Annotated in this window: 14 protein-coding genes and 1 pseudogene; 12 read left to right on the top strand and 3 right to left on the bottom strand. The window is 70.0% G+C overall.

Going from position 1 to position 17,249, the window contains the following annotated elements:
• The first annotated feature begins 3 nt into the window (after window positions 1–3).
• Window positions 4–888: a twin-arginine translocase subunit TatC gene (gene tatC / locus EGX94_RS01785; protein WP_021798962.1), complete on the top strand. Its 885-nt coding sequence runs from the start codon at window positions 4–6 to the stop codon at window positions 886–888.
• A gap of 16 nt (window positions 889–904) precedes the next feature.
• On the opposite strand, the gene EGX94_RS01780 is transcribed toward tatC, so the two are convergent.
• On the bottom strand, window positions 905–1,777 hold the full coding sequence (locus tag EGX94_RS01780; RefSeq protein ID WP_123825821.1) for an HAD-IIB family hydrolase: 873 nt from the start codon (window positions 1,775–1,777) through the stop codon (window positions 905–907).
• Window positions 1,778–1,985: 208 nt separating this feature from the next.
• Between EGX94_RS01780 and EGX94_RS01775 the strand changes: the two genes are divergently transcribed.
• The 7 genes from EGX94_RS01775 (at window position 1,986) to ilvC (ending at window position 10,860) form a co-directional block, all read left to right on the top strand.
• Window positions 1,986–4,727 (top strand): DEAD/DEAH box helicase, encoded by a 2,742-nt coding sequence (locus EGX94_RS01775; RefSeq protein WP_123826419.1) that lies wholly within the window; start codon window positions 1,986–1,988, stop codon window positions 4,725–4,727.
• 51 nt (window positions 4,728–4,778) lie between these two features.
• A complete protein-coding gene (locus EGX94_RS01770; protein WP_021798065.1) occupies window positions 4,779–5,108 on the top strand; it encodes a putative quinol monooxygenase in 330 nt (109 codons plus the stop codon).
• A 59-nt stretch (window positions 5,109–5,167) separates the two neighbouring features.
• On the top strand, window positions 5,168–5,932 hold the full coding sequence (gene hisF, locus EGX94_RS01765; RefSeq protein ID WP_043122317.1) for an imidazole glycerol phosphate synthase subunit HisF: 765 nt from the start codon (window positions 5,168–5,170) through the stop codon (window positions 5,930–5,932).
• Between the two features lie 10 nt (window positions 5,933–5,942).
• Window positions 5,943–7,274: a glycosyltransferase 87 family protein gene (locus EGX94_RS01760; protein WP_123825819.1), complete on the top strand. Its 1,332-nt coding sequence runs from the start codon at window positions 5,943–5,945 to the stop codon at window positions 7,272–7,274.
• 241 nt (window positions 7,275–7,515) lie between these two features.
• A complete protein-coding gene (locus EGX94_RS01755) occupies window positions 7,516–9,276 on the top strand; it encodes an acetolactate synthase large subunit (protein ID WP_021796440.1) in 1,761 nt (586 codons plus the stop codon).
• Window positions 9,273–9,800: an acetolactate synthase small subunit gene (gene ilvN / locus EGX94_RS01750; protein ID WP_021796434.1), complete on the top strand. Its 528-nt coding sequence runs from the start codon at window positions 9,273–9,275 to the stop codon at window positions 9,798–9,800. The genes EGX94_RS01755 and ilvN overlap by 4 nt, the downstream gene beginning before the upstream one ends.
• Before the next feature lie 31 nt (window positions 9,801–9,831).
• The gene (gene ilvC / locus EGX94_RS01745) at window positions 9,832–10,860 is read left to right on the top strand and encodes a ketol-acid reductoisomerase (protein WP_021796457.1); all 1,029 of its coding nucleotides are present in this window, start codon (window positions 9,832–9,834) and stop codon (window positions 10,858–10,860) included.
• A 118-nt stretch (window positions 10,861–10,978) separates the two neighbouring features.
• On the opposite strand, the gene EGX94_RS01740 is transcribed toward ilvC, so the two are convergent.
• Window positions 10,979–11,926: a sugar-binding transcriptional regulator gene (locus EGX94_RS01740; RefSeq protein WP_043120244.1), complete on the bottom strand. Its 948-nt coding sequence runs from the start codon at window positions 11,924–11,926 to the stop codon at window positions 10,979–10,981.
• A 288-nt stretch (window positions 11,927–12,214) separates the two neighbouring features.
• Window positions 12,215–13,546 (bottom strand): annotated as a pseudogene (locus EGX94_RS01735) (ISL3 family transposase).
• A gap of 190 nt (window positions 13,547–13,736) precedes the next feature.
• On the opposite strand from EGX94_RS01735, the gene EGX94_RS01730 reads away from it, so the two are divergent.
• From EGX94_RS01730 to EGX94_RS01720, 4 genes are all read left to right on the top strand, one after another.
• Window positions 13,737–15,107, top strand: a complete 1,371-nt coding sequence (locus EGX94_RS01730) for an acyl-CoA reductase (protein ID WP_021796444.1) — start codon at window positions 13,737–13,739, stop codon at window positions 15,105–15,107.
• 126 nt (window positions 15,108–15,233) lie between these two features.
• Window positions 15,234–15,965: an IS5/IS1182 family transposase gene (locus EGX94_RS01725; RefSeq protein WP_021797142.1), complete on the top strand. Its 732-nt coding sequence runs from the start codon at window positions 15,234–15,236 to the stop codon at window positions 15,963–15,965.
• Window positions 15,966–15,975: 10 nt separating this feature from the next.
• Complete coding sequence (locus EGX94_RS13250) at window positions 15,976–16,149, top strand: hypothetical protein (RefSeq protein ID WP_155948304.1); 174 nt, start codon at window positions 15,976–15,978, stop codon at window positions 16,147–16,149.
• On the top strand, window positions 16,146–17,246 hold the full coding sequence (locus EGX94_RS01720; RefSeq protein WP_021796439.1) for a LuxE/PaaK family acyltransferase: 1,101 nt from the start codon (window positions 16,146–16,148) through the stop codon (window positions 17,244–17,246). Before EGX94_RS13250 ends, EGX94_RS01720 begins: the two co-directional genes overlap by 4 nt.
• Window positions 17,247–17,249 lie beyond the last annotated feature (3 nt).

The raw sequence follows: 17,249 nt of genomic DNA, 5'->3' as shown, positions 1-17,249 counted from the left end.
GACATGGCCACCACGATCGACCAGGGGCGGGCCGACTCCGGGCGCGCCGGGCGTCGGCGGCGCCACATCCTGCCCGAGTCCTGGCGCCCCCCTGAGATCTCCGAGGACGGCTCGATGGAGCTCGTCGACCATCTCCGCGAGCTGCGCTACCGCATCCTCGTGTCGATCGTCGCCGTCGTCGTCGCCGCCCTGGCCTGCTTCATCTTCTTCGACCCCCTCGTCGCGGTCTTCTTCCACCCGATCAACACCGCGATCGACGCCTACCGGGCGAGCAACCCCGACGCTCAGGTGGCCATCACCACCTCGAACATCACCGGCGGCTTCACGCTGTGGATGAAGATCCCCGTCGTCGCCGGGTTCATCCTCTCGTGCCCGGTGTGGCTCTACCAGCTGTGGCGCTTCATCGCCCCAGGCCTGCTCGCCAACGAGCGCCGGGCCGCGCTGAGCTTCCTCGGACCGTCCATCCCGCTGTTCCTCGCCGGGGTCGTGCTCGGCTACTGGATCTGCCCCAAGGGATTCACCGTCCTGCTGCAGTTCAACCCCTCGGGCGTCACCAACCTCAACGACGCCAACGAGTTCCTCACCTTCGAGATGACCCTGCTGCTCGTCTTCGGCCTGAGCTTCCTGCTGCCGGTCGTGCTCGTCATGCTCGACCGCCTCGGCATCATCACCGGCGCCGGGCTGGCCAAGTACCGCACCGTCGCCGTCTTCGGTTGCTTCCTCTTCGCGGCCGTGGCGACGCCCTCGACGGACCCGATCTCGATGTCCGTCCTCGCGCTGCCCATGTCGGCCCTCTACGTCATCGCCGAGATCCTCTGCAAGCGCAACGACCGGCGCCGGGCCGCGCGGCTCGACGCAGCAGGGGACGCCGGCCCCTCGGGGGGCTGAGCCCGGCCCGCAGGTCTCAGCCGGTCTCCCGGTCCAGGTCGAACCAGCTGCTCGTGAACCGGGCGAAACCGTCCTCGGCGTTCGACGGGGCGATCCAGTCCGCGACCCGGCGCGTGTCGGCGCAGCCGTTGCCCATCGCCACGCCCACGCCGGCGCGCTCGACCATCCCCGTGTCGTTCTCCGCGTCGCCGAAGGCCATGACGGCCCCCGTCCCGAGCCCGAGGGCCTCCGCCAGGCGGTCCAGGCCGAGGGTCTTGTCGACGCCGGGGGCCATGAACTCGATGAGATTCGGTCCGGTCCTGACGCCGACCACCCGCGGGTCCTCCCAGCGGGCCGTGCGCTCGACGAGCAGGTCCATCCGGGCCGGGTCGCAGAAGATGTGGAGCTTGGCCTGCGGGACGTCGAGGAGGCGCCCGAAGTCGGGCTCCTCGCGGACCGTCACGCGCGCCCAGGCGACCATCTCGTCCATGAGCCCGGTGACCTCCGGGGTCAGGAAGACACCGTCCTCGACGATCGAGAAGGCCACGGGCAGGTCGGCGAAGAAGGCCATGACCTCGCGGAACAGCCCCGCCTCGACGAAGTGGCCGCGGCGCACCCGGCCGGTGCGCAGGTCCTGGAACTCCGAGCCGTTCATGCCCGAGACGAAGTCGACGAGCTCCGTGATGCCCCACTGCGCCATGAGGCGCCCGATCGAGACGAGGTCGCGGCCCGAGGCGATGCAGAAGGGGACGCCCGCCGCGTGCAGGGCCTCCAGCGCGGCGCGGGTGCGCTCGCTCACCCAGGACGTCGGGTCGAGCAGGGTGCCGTCCAGATCGGACATGACGGCGCGGATCGCGCCGCGCTCGACGGCCGGCGGCAGGCCGCCCGGGGAGAACTCCACTGCGCTCACCACCCGATCCTCTCACGGCCCGACTCCCGGGGAGCCCGGACGGCACCCGGGTTCCCGGGACGGCCCGGCGCGCCCGGGGACCCGGCCGGCGGCGCGCCGCCCGCCGTGCCGCGGGCCGCCGACGGCGCCCTCTACGCTGGGTGCCGTGAGTGACGAGCGGACCAGCCGACCCCGGAGCCCCGGCCGCAGCGAGCGCCTCGACGCGTTCATGGCCGGCTACGACTTCGACTTCGACCCGTTCCAGCTCGAGGCCTGCGCCGCCCTCGACGCCGGACACGGCGTGCTCGTCGCCGCGCCCACGGGCTCCGGCAAGACGGTCGTCGGCGAGTACGCCTGCCACGCCGCCCTCGCCGAGGGCCGCCGCTGCTTCTACACCACGCCCATCAAGGCCCTGAGCAACCAGAAGTACCACGACCTGGTGGCCCGCCACGGCGCCGGGAGCGTCGGCCTGCTCACCGGCGACGTCTCCGTCAACGGCGACGCACCCCTCGTCGTCATGACCACCGAGGTGCTGCGCAACATGCTCTACGCGGACTCGCGCTCCCTCGACGCCCTCGGCCACGTCGTCCTCGACGAGGTGCACTACCTGTCGGACCGCTTCCGGGGCGCCGTCTGGGAGGAGGTCATCCTCGGCCTGGCGCCGTCGGTCCAGATCGTCTCGCTGTCGGCCACCGTGAGCAACGCCGAGGAGTTCGGGCAGTGGCTCGACACTGTCCGGGGGCACGTCGACGTCATCGTCTGGGAGCGGCGGCCGGTGCCGCTGCAGCAGCACGTCATGGCCGGACGCGAGATCCACGACCTCTTCGACGGCGACCACCGGGTCAACCCGCGTCTGGTGCAGCTGGCCCGGGACGAGGCCCGTCAGATGCGCGATGACTCGCGCCGGCCCCGCGGACGCTCCGGCCGCGGCAGGCGGCGCGTCGCCTACGGCTCCGGCCGGTTCGGCGGGGGCGCCAGCGGCGAGTACGTCGCCCGGCACTCCCGCCGGGGATCCCCGACGCCCAGCCGCTCGGCGGTCGTCGTCGCGCTCCAGCGCGCCGGGCTGCTGCCCGCCATCTGCTTCGTCTTCAGCCGCTCCGGTTGCGACGCCGCCGTGCGCCAGCTGGTCCGTTCCGGCATCCGCCTCACGAGCCGCGAGGAGGCCGCCGAGCTCGAGCGCATCGCCCGCCGCCGCGGCGCCGGGCTGGACGGGGACGACCGCCGCGCCCTCGGCTGGGACGGCTTCGTCGAGGCCCTGCGCCGCGGCGTCGCGGCCCACCACGCCGGCCTCCTGCCGGTCCTCAAGGAGATCGTCGAGGAGGCCTTCACCCGGGGGCTGCTCAAAGTCGTCTTCGCCACCGAGACGCTCGCGCTGGGCATCAACATGCCCGCCCGCACCGTCGTCCTCGAGCGCCTCGTCAAGTACAACGGTCAGACCCACGCCGACATCACGCCGGGGGAGTACACCCAGCTCACCGGCCGCGCGGGCCGTCGCGGCATCGACACCCAGGGCCACGCCGTCGTGCTGTGGCAGCCGGGCATGGACCCGCGCGCCGTCGCCGGCCTGGCCAGCACGCGCACCTACCCGCTGCGCTCCAGCTTCGCGCCGAACTACAACATGGCCGTCAACCTCGTGCACGGCGTCGGCAGGGCCCGGGCCCGCGCCCTGCTCGAGCAGAGCTTCGCCCAGTTCCAGACCGATCGGCGCGTCGTGGAGCTCTCGCGCCGCGACGACGACGTCACCGAGCAGATCGGGCGCGCCTGGGCCGAAGCGGCCTGCGACAGGGGCGACATCGCCGAGTACGCCCGCATGCGCGAACGCGTGGGCGGGCTGGAGAAGGAGATCTCGCGCACCCGCAGGCGGGACCGGCGCGCCGAGATCGACGACTCCCTCGAACGCCTCGCCCCCGGCGACCTCTGCTGGTCCCACGGCGAACGCCACGACGGCTGGATCCTCGTCGTCGCCCCGGGCGGCCGCGGCCCCGACGGGCCGGGCCCGCTCGTCATGACGGCCGGGCACCGGCTCGTGCGGCTGCGCGCCCGCGACGTCGCCGCGCCGCTCGTCGCCACGAGCAGGGTGCGCGTGCCCAGACGCTTCAACCGCCACAGCGCCGCGGACCGCCGGGCGCTGGCCCGCTCCTTCGACGCCCGCACCGCCGAGCTCGACGAACGGCCCCGTGCCGCGTCCGCGCCTCGGCCCGATGCCGAGCTGACGGCCGAGGTCGAGCGGCTGCGCGCCGGGCTCGCGGGCCACCCGTGCCACGACTGCCCCGACCGCGAACTGCACGCCCGGGCCGCCGAGCGGGCGCTGCGCCTGGAGCGCTCCGTCGCGGGGGCCGGCCGGCGCGCCGGCGAGGCCCGCAGCTCCATCGCCGCCCGCTTCGACCGCATCTGCGCCGTCCTCGACTCGCTCGGCTACCTCGACCCCGGGCACCCCGACGAGATCACGCCCGCCGGCGCCCTGCTCTCCCGCATCTACGGCGAGCTCGACCTCGTGATCGCCGAGGCCGTCCGGGCCGGCGCGCTGGCCGACCTGCCGGTCCCCGCGCTGGCCGCCGTGCTCAGCACCCTCGTCCACGAGCCCCGCCCGGGTTCGGGCCGGCCGGCGCGCAGGATGCCCGACGAGGCCTCCGAGAACGCCCAGCGCGCGCTGCGCGACGTCTGGCGTCGGGTGGGCCTGGTCGAGCGCGACAACCGCGTCGAACGGTCCCGCCCCCTCGACATGGGCTTCGCCGAACCGGTCTTCGAGTGGGCCCGCGGCGCCGGCCTGGCGGAGGTGCTCGACGGGGCCGAGCTGACGGCCGGCGACTTCGTGCGCTGGACCCGCCAGGTCATCGACCTGGCCGACCAGCTCGCGAACGCCCCGGGCGTCGGCGCGCTCGGCCCGGCCGGGCTCGTCGCCTCCTGCCGGGGCGTGGTCGGCGCGCTGCGCCGCGACATCGTCGACGTCGACCGGAGCGGCCTGGGCTGACGGGGCCCCGCGGGGCTGGCAGGAGCCGGCCCGGCGGGCCAGAATGGGCCCATGATCGCGATCACTGTCAAGTGGGACGTCAAGCCCGAGTATTCCGCCGACTTCATGGAGCTGACCAGGGAGTTCACCGAGGCCTGCCGTGCCGAGCCCGGCTGCCTGTGGTTCGAGTGGGCCAGGTCCGTCGAGACCCCCGACCAGTACATCCTCGTCGAGGCCTACCGGGACGCGGCGGCCGGCAAGGAGCACGTCGAGTCCGAGCACTTCCGCACGGCCATGGCCACCCAGGGCCAGTACGCGGCCCGCCGCCCGCAGGTCGTCTCCGTCTCCACCGAGCAGCAGGGATGGGCCCCGCTCGGCGAGATCATCATGCCGGACCAGTGAGCCCCGGGGCCGGCGGCCGGGCGCGCCGCGCCCGTCCACGGCCCCGCTAGGCTGTGCCCATGACCGTGGCAATCCGAGTGATCCCCTGCCTCGACGTCACCGACGGGCGCGTGGTCAAGGGCGTGAACTTCACCGATCTGCGCGACGCCGGCGATCCCGTCGAGCTGGCCGGGGTCTACAGTGCCGCCGGCGCCGACGAGCTCACCTTCCTCGACATCTCGGCCAGCTCGCGGGGCCGCGCGACGACGCGCGGGATGGTCACCCGGTGCGCCTCGACGGTCTTCATCCCGCTCACCGTCGGCGGGGGGGTGCGCGGCGTCGACGACGTCGACGCTCTCCTGCGCTGCGGCGCCGACAAGGTGAGCATCAACACCGGGGCCATCGCCAGGCCCGAGGTGATCGACGAGATCACCGGGCGCTTCGGCGACCAGGTGCTCGTCCTGAGCCTCGACGCCCGCCGCGAGGTCGGCATGCCGTCCGGCTACGGCGTCACCACCCACGGCGGACGGCACTCGGCCGGTCTGGACGCCATCGAGTGGGCGAGGGAGGCCGTCGCCCGCGGCTGCGGCGAGGTGCTCCTCAACTCGATGGACGCCGACGGCACCCGGGACGGCTTCGACACCGAGATGACCTCCGCCGTCCGGGAGGCCGTCGACGTGCCGCTCATCGCCTCCGGCGGAGCCGGCCGGGCCTCCGACTTCGTCGAGGCGGTGCGCGCCGGCGCCGACGCCGTTCTGGCCGCCTCCGTCTTCCACTACGGCGTGCTCACCATCGAGCAGGTCAAGCAGGAGCTCGATCGGGCCGGTTTCCCCGTCCGCCTGTGAGCCGGCTCCGATGAGTCCGCACCGCCCGCGCCGGGTCCGGCGCCTGCCCGGCGCGCTGCGACTGGTGGTCCGCGCCCTGCCCGCCTGGCTGCTCGGCCTGCTCCTCGTGCCTCGCCTCGGGCACGGATCGACGAGCCCCTGGGACGCGCCGATGGGCTACGGGCACGCCCTGTGGTTCGGCGCGCACGCCCTGCTGCGCTTCGCCGAGACCTACGAGACGGTCGACCCGGTCTCGGGCATGGTCTTCCCGCTGACCGGGGTGGGGGCGGCCCTCGGCACCGTCATGGGTCTGGGCTCGTGGTTCGGATGGCAGATCCTGCTCATCGGCGTCGATGCCGTCGCCGTGACCTGGCTGGTCCAGCGGGCGTTCGGGCTCCTCTCCGGCGGGCCCTTCGACGACGGGCGCCGCGCCGACGGCGGGGCGGTCTGCCTCGTCGCCCTCGCCGCCACGGCGCTGCTCTCCCCGGTGCGGACCGCTCTCGTCCAGGGAAGCCCCGATCCGCTCTGCCTCGCCCTGGTCGTCTCGGCACTGCAGCCCGCCGTCCCACGCGGACGCTCCGATGCCGAGCCCTCGGGGCGCCCCCGCACGGAGCTCCTGAGGAGCTCCCGCGCCTGGGCCGCGGCGCGGCTCGGGGTGGCGGCGGCCGTCTGGCTGTGGCCCCTCGTACTGGGCGTGCCGCCGACCGTCGCGCGCGTCGTGCGCCGCCGCGCCCACCGGGGAGGGCAGTGGGCCCTCGCCCCCGCCGAACGGCTGGGGGCCGTCTCGCTCGCCTGCTTCGCGCTTCTGACCGCCTGCGGCTTCCTCGTCCTGCCCTGGGACAGCACCGACTTCTGGGCGATGCTCGTGAGGGGTCGTATCGGCGGCGCCCTGCTCGACCCGTCCTGCGGGGGCGCGCTGGGGACGGCCGGCCGGATCCTCGGCGTCACCGCGGGCCTCGTCGCCTGCGCGCTCGCCGCGGACCGGCTTCGCCGGCGCGACCCGGTCATGGCGCTGGCCTGGACGCTCGCCGGGCTGGTCCTCGCCGTCCCCGGCCATTGGGCCGGGCAGGGTCTCCCCGCCCTCGCCGCAGGGATCTGCGCGGCGGCCGCCCTGCGCGCCCGCTCGTCGGCCGGGACGCCGGCCTGCGCCGCCGTGCTCTGTTGGGCCGGGTGGATCGCGCTGTGGCCCCTCGGGCCGGACGCCGGGGCCGTCGGCGCGCTCCTCGGCCCGCTCCTCGGCCTCGCGGCGGTCGCGACCGGGGCGTTCACCGTCCGGCGGGGCGCCGGGCCCCAGCCGGGCGCGCCCCCGCGACGGTCATTGCGTGGACGGCGCGTGTCAGCAGGCGGACGGATCGTGCAATAATGACCGCGTGCCCGGACGTCGAATTCTCGTACTCGCCTAGCGCTTCGTTCATCCCGACGGAGCGCTCCCTCGTGTGCCAGCAGGCAGCGGGGGTTTTTTGTTAGTCCGAATCCGCGCCACGCCCCGCGCCCACGGTCGGGGCGAAGGGCACCGCCCGGTGGGCCGCCGGCCCGCCGAACGAGAACCCGCACTGGAAGCACGGGGTGGGCCGAGAGACCCACGGGCCGAGAAGGAGGACGCCATGGCAGGCGAACCGAAACCGCGCGAGACGCACGCGGTTGAGCTCACCGGCGCGCAAGCGCTGCTGAAGTCCCTTGAGAGGCTCGGGGTCGACACGGTGTTCGGGCTTCCCGGCGGGGCGATCCTGCCCCTGTACGATCCGCTGTTCGACTCCGACATCCGCCACGTGCTGGTCCGGCACGAGCAGGCGGCCGGCCACGCGGCCGAGGGCTACGCCGTCGCGACCGGCAGGGTCGGCGTCTGCATCGCGACCTCCGGCCCCGGCGCCACGAACCTCGTGACCCCCATCGGCGACGCCTACATGGACTCGGTCCCGCTCATCGCCATCACCGGTCAGGTGAAGTCGACCTCCATCGGCACCGACGCCTTCCAGGAGGCCGACATCCGGGGCATCACGACCCCGATCACCAAGCACAACTACCTCATCACGTGCGCCGAGGAGATCCCCGCCGCGCTGGCCGAGGCCTACCACATTGCACGCACGGGCCGCCCCGGTCCGGTGCTCGTCGACGTCGCCGGCGATGCGCTGCGCGAGGTCGTGCCCTTCGTGTGGCCCGAGAAGGTCGTGCTGCCCGGCTACAAGCCCACCGTGACCCCCCACGCCCGGCAGATGGCGTCCGCGGCGCACGTGCTCGCCAAGGCGGAGCGCCCCGTGCTCGTCGCCGGCGGCGGCATCATCCGCGCGAAGGCCGCCAAGGAGCTCGCCGCCTTCGTCCGGGCCACCGGGATCCCGGTCGCCACGACGCTCACCGCCAAGGGCGTCCTCCCGAGCGGCGATCCGCTCAACCTGGGCATGCCCGGCATGCACGGCACCGTCGCAGCGGTCGGGGCCATCCAGCGGGCGGACGTCGTGCTCGCCGTCGGCATGCGCTTCGACGACCGCGTCACGGGCGAGCTGACGACCTTCGCGCCGCACGCCACCGTGATCCACGCCGACATCGACCCGGCGGAGATCGGCAAGAACGTCGACGCCGACGTGCCGATCGTCGGCGACGCCCGGAAGGTGCTCGCCGGCCTCACCGCCCGGCTGGAGGACAAGAAGCTCCAGGACCTCACCCCGTGGCACGACTACCTGCAGGGTCTGAAGGACCGCTACCAGGTGGGCAGGGAGCGCTCGGCCGACGGCGTGCTCGCCCCCCAGTGGGTGGTCAGGCGCATCGGCGAGCAGTTCGGCCCCGAGGCCATCTACACCACCGGCGTCGGGCAGCACCAGATGTGGGCCGCCCATCTGCTGCCGATCGACCAGCCCAACCACTTCCTGACCAGCGGAGGCGCCGGCACGATGGGCTACTGCGTGCCCGCCGCGATGGGCGCCCAGGTGGGCCGCCCCGGCGCCGTCGTCGTCGGCGTCGACGGCGACGGGAGCTTCCAGATGACCAACCAGGAGATCGTCACCTGCGCCCTGAACCACATCCCGGTGAAGATCGCTGTGATCAACAACAACACGCTCGGCATGGTGCGTCAGTGGCAGTCGCTGTTCTACAACGAGCGCTACTCCAACACCGATCTGCACTCGGACCAGCTGCCGGACATCCCGGAGCTGGCCGAGGCCATGGGCGCGGTCGGTCTGCGGGCCACCACCGAGGACGAGGTCGACGAGGTCCTCGCCCGGGCGGCCGAGATCAATGACAGGCCCGTCGTCATGGAGTTCGTCTGCGAGAAGGACGCCATGGTCTGGCCGATGGTCCCTGCCGGCACGAGCAACGACGACATCAGGATCGCGCGCGACATGGCGCCGAACTGGGGAGAGGACGAGCTGTGAGGACCCATACGCTCAGTGTTCTGGTGAGCAACAAGCCCGGCGTGCTCGCGCGCGTCTCGGGCCTCATCTCCAGGCGCGGATTCAACATCGACTCCCTGGCCGTGGGCACCACCGAGCGCCCCGAGGTCTCCCGCATGACGATCGTCATGGCCGTCGACGACGAGCGCGTCATCGAGCAGGTCGTCAAGCAGCTGAACAAGCTCATCGAGGTCTACAAGATCGTCGAGCTCGAGGACAACGCGGTGAACCTCGAGATGCTGCTGGTCAAGGTCAGCTGCACCGACTCGAACCGCGCGTCCGTGATCGACATCACCAATCTGTTCCGCGGACACATCATCGACGTGAGCCCGGAGTCTGTGACCATTGAGGTCACCGGGGGGCAGCAGAAGATCGCCTCCTTCAGCACGATGGTCAGTCCCTACGGCATCATCGAGATGGTGCAGTCGGGCCAGGTCGCCCTGAGCCGTGGGAACAAGAGCATCAACGAGAAGAAGCGTCCCGCCTTGGCCAGGCACAACGGCTGACCGCGGGGAATCACAGGAATCAGGAGTAACAATGGCAGAAATGTTCCATGAGGACGACGCCGATCTGGCGGTGATCCAGTCGAAGACCGTGGCGGTCATCGGATACGGCTCGCAGGGCCACGCCCACGCGCTCAACCTGCGCGACTCGGGCGTCAACGTCGTCGTCGGCCTGCGCGAGGGCTCGAAGTCCGTCGCCAAGGCCGAGGAGGCCGGCCTCACCGTCAAGTCGGTCGAGGACGCCGTCAAGGAGGGCGACGTCGTCGTCATCCTCGCCCCCGACCAGGTGCAGGCGACGCTCTACAAGGAGCAGATCGAGCCGAACCTCAGGCCCGGTGCCGCTCTGCTGTTCGCGCACGGTTTCAACATCCACTACGGCTACATCAAGCCCGCCGCCGACCACGACGTCATCATGGTCGCCCCCAAGGGCCCCGGTCACACCGTGCGCCGCGAGTTCGAGGCGGGGCGCGGCGTCCCGGTCCTCGTGTGCGTCGAGCAGGACGCCTCCGGCCAGGCCTGGCCGCTCGTCCTGTCGTACGCCAAGGCCATCGGCGGGCTGCGCGCCGGCGCCATCAAGACGACCTTCCGCGAGGAGACCGAGACCGACCTGTTCGGCGAGCAGGACGTGCTGTGCGGCGGCCTGTCCAAGCTGATCCAGACCGGTTTCGAGGTGCTCGTCGAGGCCGGTTACCAGCCTGAGATGGCCTACTTCGAGGTCTGCCACGAGATGAAGCTCATCGTCGACCTCATCAACGAGGGCGGCATCTCCAAGCAGCGCTGGTCGTGCTCCGACACCGCCGAGTACGGCGACTACGTCTCGGGCCCGCGCGTCATTGGCCCCGAGGTCAAGGAGCACATGAAGGAGGTCCTCAAGGACATCCAGGACGGCACCTTCGCCAAGCGCTTCATGGACGACCAGGCCGCCGGCGCACCGGAGTTCAAGAAGCTCCGCGCCGAGGGCGAGGCCCACCCGATCGAGGCCGTCGGCAAGCAGATCCGCTCGCTCTTCAGCTGGAGTGAGGAGGTCGACAAGGACTACACCGAGGGTTCCGTCGCGCGCTGAGGCTCGCGCCGCCCATCGACGGGAGGGGGCCGCACCCGAGTGGGTGCGGCCCCCTCCCGCATCGTCGGCTCCGCCCTCGGACGGCATCGTCGGCGCCGGCGTGGTCGTGGGCCGCGGCTCAGGCGCCGTCCAGGGCGAGGACGGCCTGGGCCGTGGGCACGTCCGTCACGAGGGCCGACACGAGCCCGCCGCGCAGACAGCCCAGGATCGCCGGGGCCTTGCCGCGCCCCCAGGCCACCGCGATGACGGTCGGGATGCCCTTCAGCCGTTCGAAGGGCACGGCGAGCAGCCGTTGGCAGAAGCGCGAGTCCACGTGGTGGCCCCGCCCGTCGACGTGGTGCCCGCAGATGTGGCCCACCGCGCCGGCCCGCAACAGCCCGTCGTGCTCGGCGGGCGTGATGCAGTTGTCGAAGATGACGCCGTCGTCTGTGCGCGTCGTGGCGCCGATGCCGGTGAGCATGACGTCGGCGTGCCCGGCCATGGCCAGCGTCATCGACACCGCCTCCTCGCGCCGCAGCGCTGCGGCGACCCTGGGTGAGCGGACGACCAGTGGCGCCGGGAGCAGCCGGTAGGACGCCCCGAGGTGCTGGGCGAGTTCGCGGCAGATCTCGGGGGAGTCCACCGAGTTGTTCTCGCGGGCGATCGTGCCGATGGACTGGACGATGGTCGCGTTCGGCCGGTGCAGTGGGCTCATCGCGTGCACGACGGCGGGCACCGAATGCCCGTTCGTCATGCCGAGCACGCAGTCGGAGCCGATGGCCTCGCCGAGCAGGCCTGCGGCCAGGCGGGCCGCGTCGGAGGCGTCCTGCTCGGCGTCCTCGACCGAGATGCGCACCTGGGCGAGCCCGAACGAGTCGGTGAGCGCCCGCTCGAGCTCGAAGGCCCGTTCGAGCGGGTGCCCGACGGAGAACTTGATGACGCCGAGCTCGCGCGCCTGCTTGAGCAGCCGGGAGACCATCGAGCGGGAGTAGCCGATCTCGGCGGCGATGTCGGCCTGACTGCGGTCGTCGACCCAGTAGGCGCGGGCCACCTGCAGCAGCAGGGGGAGCTGATCCCGGTCGATCATCGTCTCCTCGCGAACGCGCACCCATGGCGGATGGGCTCTGTTGGAAGGCTGTTCTCAGCGGCCAAGTCTAGGCGGTGCGGGCCGCGACGTCGTGGACGCTCCCATCCCCGGTTCTTCTCGTGACGTCGCCTCCACGGATCCGGCCCCACGATCCGGCGCCGCCGGTGGTGCTGGGAGGCTGGCTCCTCGGGCACGGCCGGCCGCGGATCGCATCACCCCTGCCCGATCGCCGCCGTACGGGTCCGACCCACGGTCCCACCGAACATCACCGAGAACCCGTCCGGTTCTTCACAATCGAGGGTGTAGGTGGGGTTTGAATCCGCGGCTTCGAGCAGGCTTCGGGTGATGTAGCCGGTGAGGTTGCGCAAGGCCGAGGGCGGATCCGCGCAGGTGCTCGAGGCGGCCGTTGACGGCTTCTGTGGGTCCGTTGCTGGTGCCGGGCCGGTCGAAGTGGGCCAGGACGTCGGCGGCGCGTTTCTTGAGGGTCCGGCCAAGTGTGAGGACCTCGCTCAGCGCGGCCGGGACGCCGTGGCTGACGGAGTCGATCAGTCGTTGCACCGGCTGTCGGCCTCGGGTCCGGTCGGGTTCTTGGTAGGCGGCGATCATCCGTTGGTAGATCCCCCAGGTCGCCTCGACCTCCACGTGGTCGTCAGTGGCGAACAGCGCCTCGAGGCGGCCCTGCTGGCGGGGGTGAGCAGGTCGGCGCCGGTGTGCAGGGTCCGCCGCGCGCGGTAGAGCGGGTCGTCCTTGCGGCCGCGGTGACCGCGGGTGTGTCGCTGGACTCGGCGGCGGCGCTGGTCGAGGGCGTCGCCGGCCAGCCGGACCACGTGGAAGGGGTCCATCACCGCGACCGCGTCGGGCAGCTCCTCGGTGGTGGCGGTCCTGAAGCCGGTGAACCCGCCCCGTCGCGACGGCCTCGACCGTCTCGCGCCAGGCCTGCGGCCGGTCGGCCGACCACGTCTTGAACGCCTGCTTGGAGCGGCCCGGGGCTATGTCCAGGAGGCGGGCCGGCCCGGTGCCTTCACGGACCGGGGTCAGGTCGACGATGACGGTCACGTACTTGTCGCCGGCGCGGGTGTGGCGCCAGGCGTGCTCGTCGACGCCGACGACCTCAACGCCGTCGAACCGGCCCGGGTCGTCGATGAGGACCCGCTTGCTCTCGGCCAGCACGGCGTCATTGGCGGTGTTCCACGACACCGCCAGACCCTCAGCGACGCGGGCGACGGTCAGGTGCTGGCACACGATCCCCTCCAGCGCCCACCGCAGACCGCGGCGCGAGAGCCTCGCCCGCGGCTCGGCGGCCTTGCTCATGTCCTGGCGCCACACGTGCCCGCACCCGGCGCAGCGGTAGCGACGGATCGTGACCAACAGTGTGGCAGGCCGCCAGCCGAACGGCTCGTGTGCCAGCAGCCTACTCACCGTGTTCCGTGCAGTGCTCTGACAGCCGCAGCGGCGACACCGCTGGTCGGGCTCAACGACACGGCAGGCGAGCACGGCCTTGTCAGGTTCGAGCCGTTGGCCAGTCACCACCAGTCCAAGTTCGTCGAGGCGGCAGAAGGTGGTCAGGTCAGCGCGGTCGAACCCAGCATCTGGGGTCGCCACAGTGGTAGCGTCAGGCACGTCGAGGTCTTTCCGGTGGAAGGTGTAGGAACCTCCATCCTTGGGAGACCTTGACACCTACCCAAGCAACGACACGCCGACGACCTCAGCGAGGACCTACACCCTCAACTGGGAAGAGCCACTTTGCCGACCCCTGTCGGACATGCAAGACTGTTACCCGTAACAGTCGTCGTGACCCTAGGAGCCCCGGTTGTCTGCGAAAGAGTTCGCGCTACCAATCATCGTCAATGGCCGCCTCCTCTACCCCCACGAGCTGCCGGCCGAGGAAGTGCTCACGCTGCGCTACGAGAGCGGTGCGCAGTTGAGTATTCCACGGTTCACCCGCGAGCACTTGGCTGAGATGCGACGTGAAGCGGCCGAGATTGATGCTGAGCTGGCTGAAATCCCGGTCCGGGATGTCATCTCGTTCTTAGGCCGCGTGGGAGACCGATGGGACAGGCGCGATCTTGAAGGACGCATGATCGTGCGGCGTCACGCCCACCAAGTCACGAAGTTCTCTGAACTCATCCTGGAGAGCGACTATTCGACGATCGACCACTTCCTAGCTCAGCGGTTCCACCTGTACGACCAGATCGAGTCCGAGTTCGGCGATCAACGGATCTTTGACGAGTGGATCCCCGTTCAGATGGGATACCGCAGGGCTTTCCCGCGCGGCCTCGCCCTGCACTATTTGGTAGGCAACCTGCCGCTGGCGTCCTGTTACTCGCTGATCCGCAGCATGGTCTCAAAGAATCGGACCATCGCCAAGCTGCCATCGCGCGACCCTGTCACTCCCATCGGATTGGCCATGGCTGTCATTGAGGTTGACCCGGCGCACCCCGTCAGCCGATCCTTGTCTTTGGCGTACTGGCCTCGTGACGACGAAGTTGGCCTAGAGTGTATGATCGAGGCCGACACCGCATGCGTGTGGGGCGGCGATGCTGCTCTAGCCGCCGTCAAGCGCGCCATCAGCCCAGGTGTGCCGCTGGCTGAGTATGGTCCCAAGTGGAGTGCCTCCGTCATCGACTTGGACCAAGTTGCCGCTCAGGACGCCGCCATGCGGGTTGTTGACGACGCGTACTTCTATGATCAGGAAGCCTGCTTCAACACACAGCGCGTATTCGTCAAGGGCAATGTCCAGGACTTCCTGCCCGCCCTTCAGGAGTCCTGCGAGCGCTTCGTAAAGAACGTCCCCTACCTATCGCACAACGCCGACATTATGGCTCACCGCTCCATGACACTGCGCGAGGCGATGTTCATGGGATACCAGGTTCTCCAAGGGGACGACTGGGGCATCGTCGTCCTCCCCTTGGATTCGCCCCTGCGCCACCCCTTGGCCCGAACAATCTTCGTGCACCAAGTCGATGACGTGGCAGACGTGGCAAAGTGCCTTGACCGGCGCAATAGTCAGACGCTCAGCGTATACCCGTGGTCTCTCACGCACGAGCATCGGGATGCCTGGGCCCGTGCTGGCGCAGACCGGATCGTCGAACTGGGCTGGTCCAAGCAGCCGCGTGAAGGCTTTACGCATGACGGCACTCTTGGAGGGTTATGCAAAACTCCTGATTTTAATCTTCGGTGATTCCCGCTCCCGGGCGTGTCGGAACAGACAATGAGGACCTGCCCTGAGACAATAAAGCAACCAATGGCCGAAAATCTCAAAACAGGTCCTCACGTGTATCATACAACAGGTTTCTCCGCGGCCGCAATGGCAGCCTTGTGCACGATCCTCATCGAGACCCACCCTCGTCCCCCGCAGAGAACAGGCAGGCCCCGGGCGCTGACCACCGAACAGGAAATCAGACTCACCCTCGTCTATCACCGACGTAACCGCACCCAGGCCGAGCTCGCCGAGTCCTTCGACGTGGACCAGTCCTCCGTCTCCCGGGCCATCTGCCGGTGGACGCCCCGCTTGGCCGAAGCCCTCGAGGACTTCATCCCCACCGTGGACGACCTCGACTCGTCCCGGACCCTGCTCGTCGACGGCACCCTCGTGCCGTGCTGGAACTGGCGGGACCAGTCCGGCCTGTACTCGGGCAAGCACCACCGCACCGGCCTGAACCTCCAGGTCGCCTGCGACCTGGACGGTCGGCTGGTCTGGGTGTCCGACCCGGCCCCGGGCTCCACCCACGACGCGAAAGCCATCCGGCACACCGGCCTGCTCGACCACTTCCCCGACCCCCCGCCGATGGCCGACAAGGGCTACACCGGGCTGGGCATGATCACCCCGGAACGAAAACCTGCCGGCGGTGAACTCACAGAAACCCAGAAACAGTACAACAAGGCCATCAACACGCTACGCGCCCCGGTTGAACGAGCAATCGCCAACCTCAAAACCTGGCGGACACTCCACACCGGCTACCGAAGACCCCTGCACACCTTCCCCGAAACCATCACGGCCATCATCGCCCTAGAATTCTTCAAAAACAGTTTTGCATAACCCTCTTGGCATGCAATCCTTGGTCCGGCTCGTGTCGGTTGATCGGCCTTGGACGGATATGGGCCGGTACTACTCTTTGCGTCCGAACCTTCCAGAGCACTTCTTCATCGAACGCTTCTCCCACATGCAGAAGGTGCTTGACAACGACAACCTCGCAGATCAGCCGCAGGAGAACCAGCGATGACCACGACCAGCGTGCCGTACACGCACGGCACAGACACGCTCGACGCCTGGATGGCCTCCAAGGGCGTCTTTACCTCTGCCGTCGACTCCTCCAAGAAGGGGCTTGTCGAGGCACTCAAAATCGCGTTGCGCCATCATTGCGACACCAATCCGTACTACCGCGCTTACTGCAAGGCTTTGGCTTTCGATATCGATACGCTGTCGGTGGAAACTCTTGACACGATTCCGTTCATGCCGAACGCCGTGTTCAAAAATTCTCCGGAGGTGCTGCGCCCCGCTGGTGGGGATGTTGTCGCGACGACCAGCAGCGGAACCCAGGGCACCGTGTCGGTCATCTACCGGGACAACCTCACCCTCCAGAGGTTTTTTGCAACGGTACAGGCGGGCGTGGAAGAGGTGCTCGGACTCGACGGGGGCGAGATCACATCGCGCAACGTCGGCCCGACATTGGCAGACTCGCGACACTTGTGGCTCGCCTACGTAATGTCCGGTGTCTCGGTCTTTCACGACACCCAGTTCTACGTCCGCGAGGATGGGTTGCATGCCGAGGAGCTGATCTCCGACCTGCGCTTGGACCCAGTGGAATCCCAAGTGGCCGTCATCGGGCCACCGCCGCTCCTGCTTGAGGTAGCACTCAAGCTGGCCACGGAGCCGTTGCCGCTGTCTGCCGAGCGGAAGGTTATCGCGATGGGCGGCTGGAAGCGACGCGACAACCAGCGCATCTCCTCTGAGGAGTTCGATGCCGCCGTCACCAGAGGTTTCGGCCTGCGGGACAGCACCCAGGTGCGTGACTCGTTCAACATGGTGGAGCTCAACACCGTGATGTTCGAGTGCGGACATCGTCGCAAGCACTGCCCGCCGTGGCTCCACATCGCGGTGCTGGAACCGCAGTCGCTGGCCGCCGTCGCGGAGGGAGAGATGGGCATTTTGGCCTACGCCGATCCGACGCCGACGAGCTTTCCGGGGATGATCTTGAGCGACGATTTCGGCCATGTCGAGCGTGGGTGCGAGTGCCCCTGCGGCATCACCAGCGATGTCCTGACAATCGATCGGCGTATCAACCGCGTGGAGAACCGCGGCTGCGCTATGAAGATCTAGAGC

Source organism: Propionibacterium acidifaciens (assembly GCF_003798325.1).
Classification (GTDB): Bacteria; Actinomycetota; Actinomycetes; order Propionibacteriales; family Propionibacteriaceae; genus Propionibacterium; species Propionibacterium acidifaciens.
This window is presented reverse-complemented; position numbering and strand designations above follow the sequence as displayed.

Coding starts and splice junctions, on each gene's coding strand:
- tatC (WP_021798962.1), top strand. CDS start 4: ATGGCCACCACGATCGACCAGGGGCGGGCCGACTCCGGGCGCGCCGGG.
- EGX94_RS01775 (WP_123826419.1), top strand. CDS start 1,986: ATGGCCGGCTACGACTTCGACTTCGACCCGTTCCAGCTCGAGGCCTGC.
- EGX94_RS01770 (WP_021798065.1), top strand. CDS start 4,779: ATGATCGCGATCACTGTCAAGTGGGACGTCAAGCCCGAGTATTCCGCC.
- hisF (WP_043122317.1), top strand. CDS start 5,168: ATGACCGTGGCAATCCGAGTGATCCCCTGCCTCGACGTCACCGACGGG.
- EGX94_RS01760 (WP_123825819.1), top strand. CDS start 5,943: ATGAGTCCGCACCGCCCGCGCCGGGTCCGGCGCCTGCCCGGCGCGCTG.
- EGX94_RS01755 (WP_021796440.1), top strand. CDS start 7,516: ATGGCAGGCGAACCGAAACCGCGCGAGACGCACGCGGTTGAGCTCACC.
- ilvC (WP_021796457.1), top strand. CDS start 9,832: ATGGCAGAAATGTTCCATGAGGACGACGCCGATCTGGCGGTGATCCAG.
- EGX94_RS01740 (WP_043120244.1), bottom strand. CDS start 11,926: ATGATCGACCGGGATCAGCTCCCCCTGCTGCTGCAGGTGGCCCGCGCC.
- EGX94_RS01725 (WP_021797142.1), top strand. CDS start 15,234: ATGGCAGCCTTGTGCACGATCCTCATCGAGACCCACCCTCGTCCCCCG.
- EGX94_RS13250 (WP_155948304.1), top strand. CDS start 15,976: ATGCAATCCTTGGTCCGGCTCGTGTCGGTTGATCGGCCTTGGACGGAT.
- EGX94_RS01720 (WP_021796439.1), top strand. CDS start 16,146: ATGACCACGACCAGCGTGCCGTACACGCACGGCACAGACACGCTCGAC.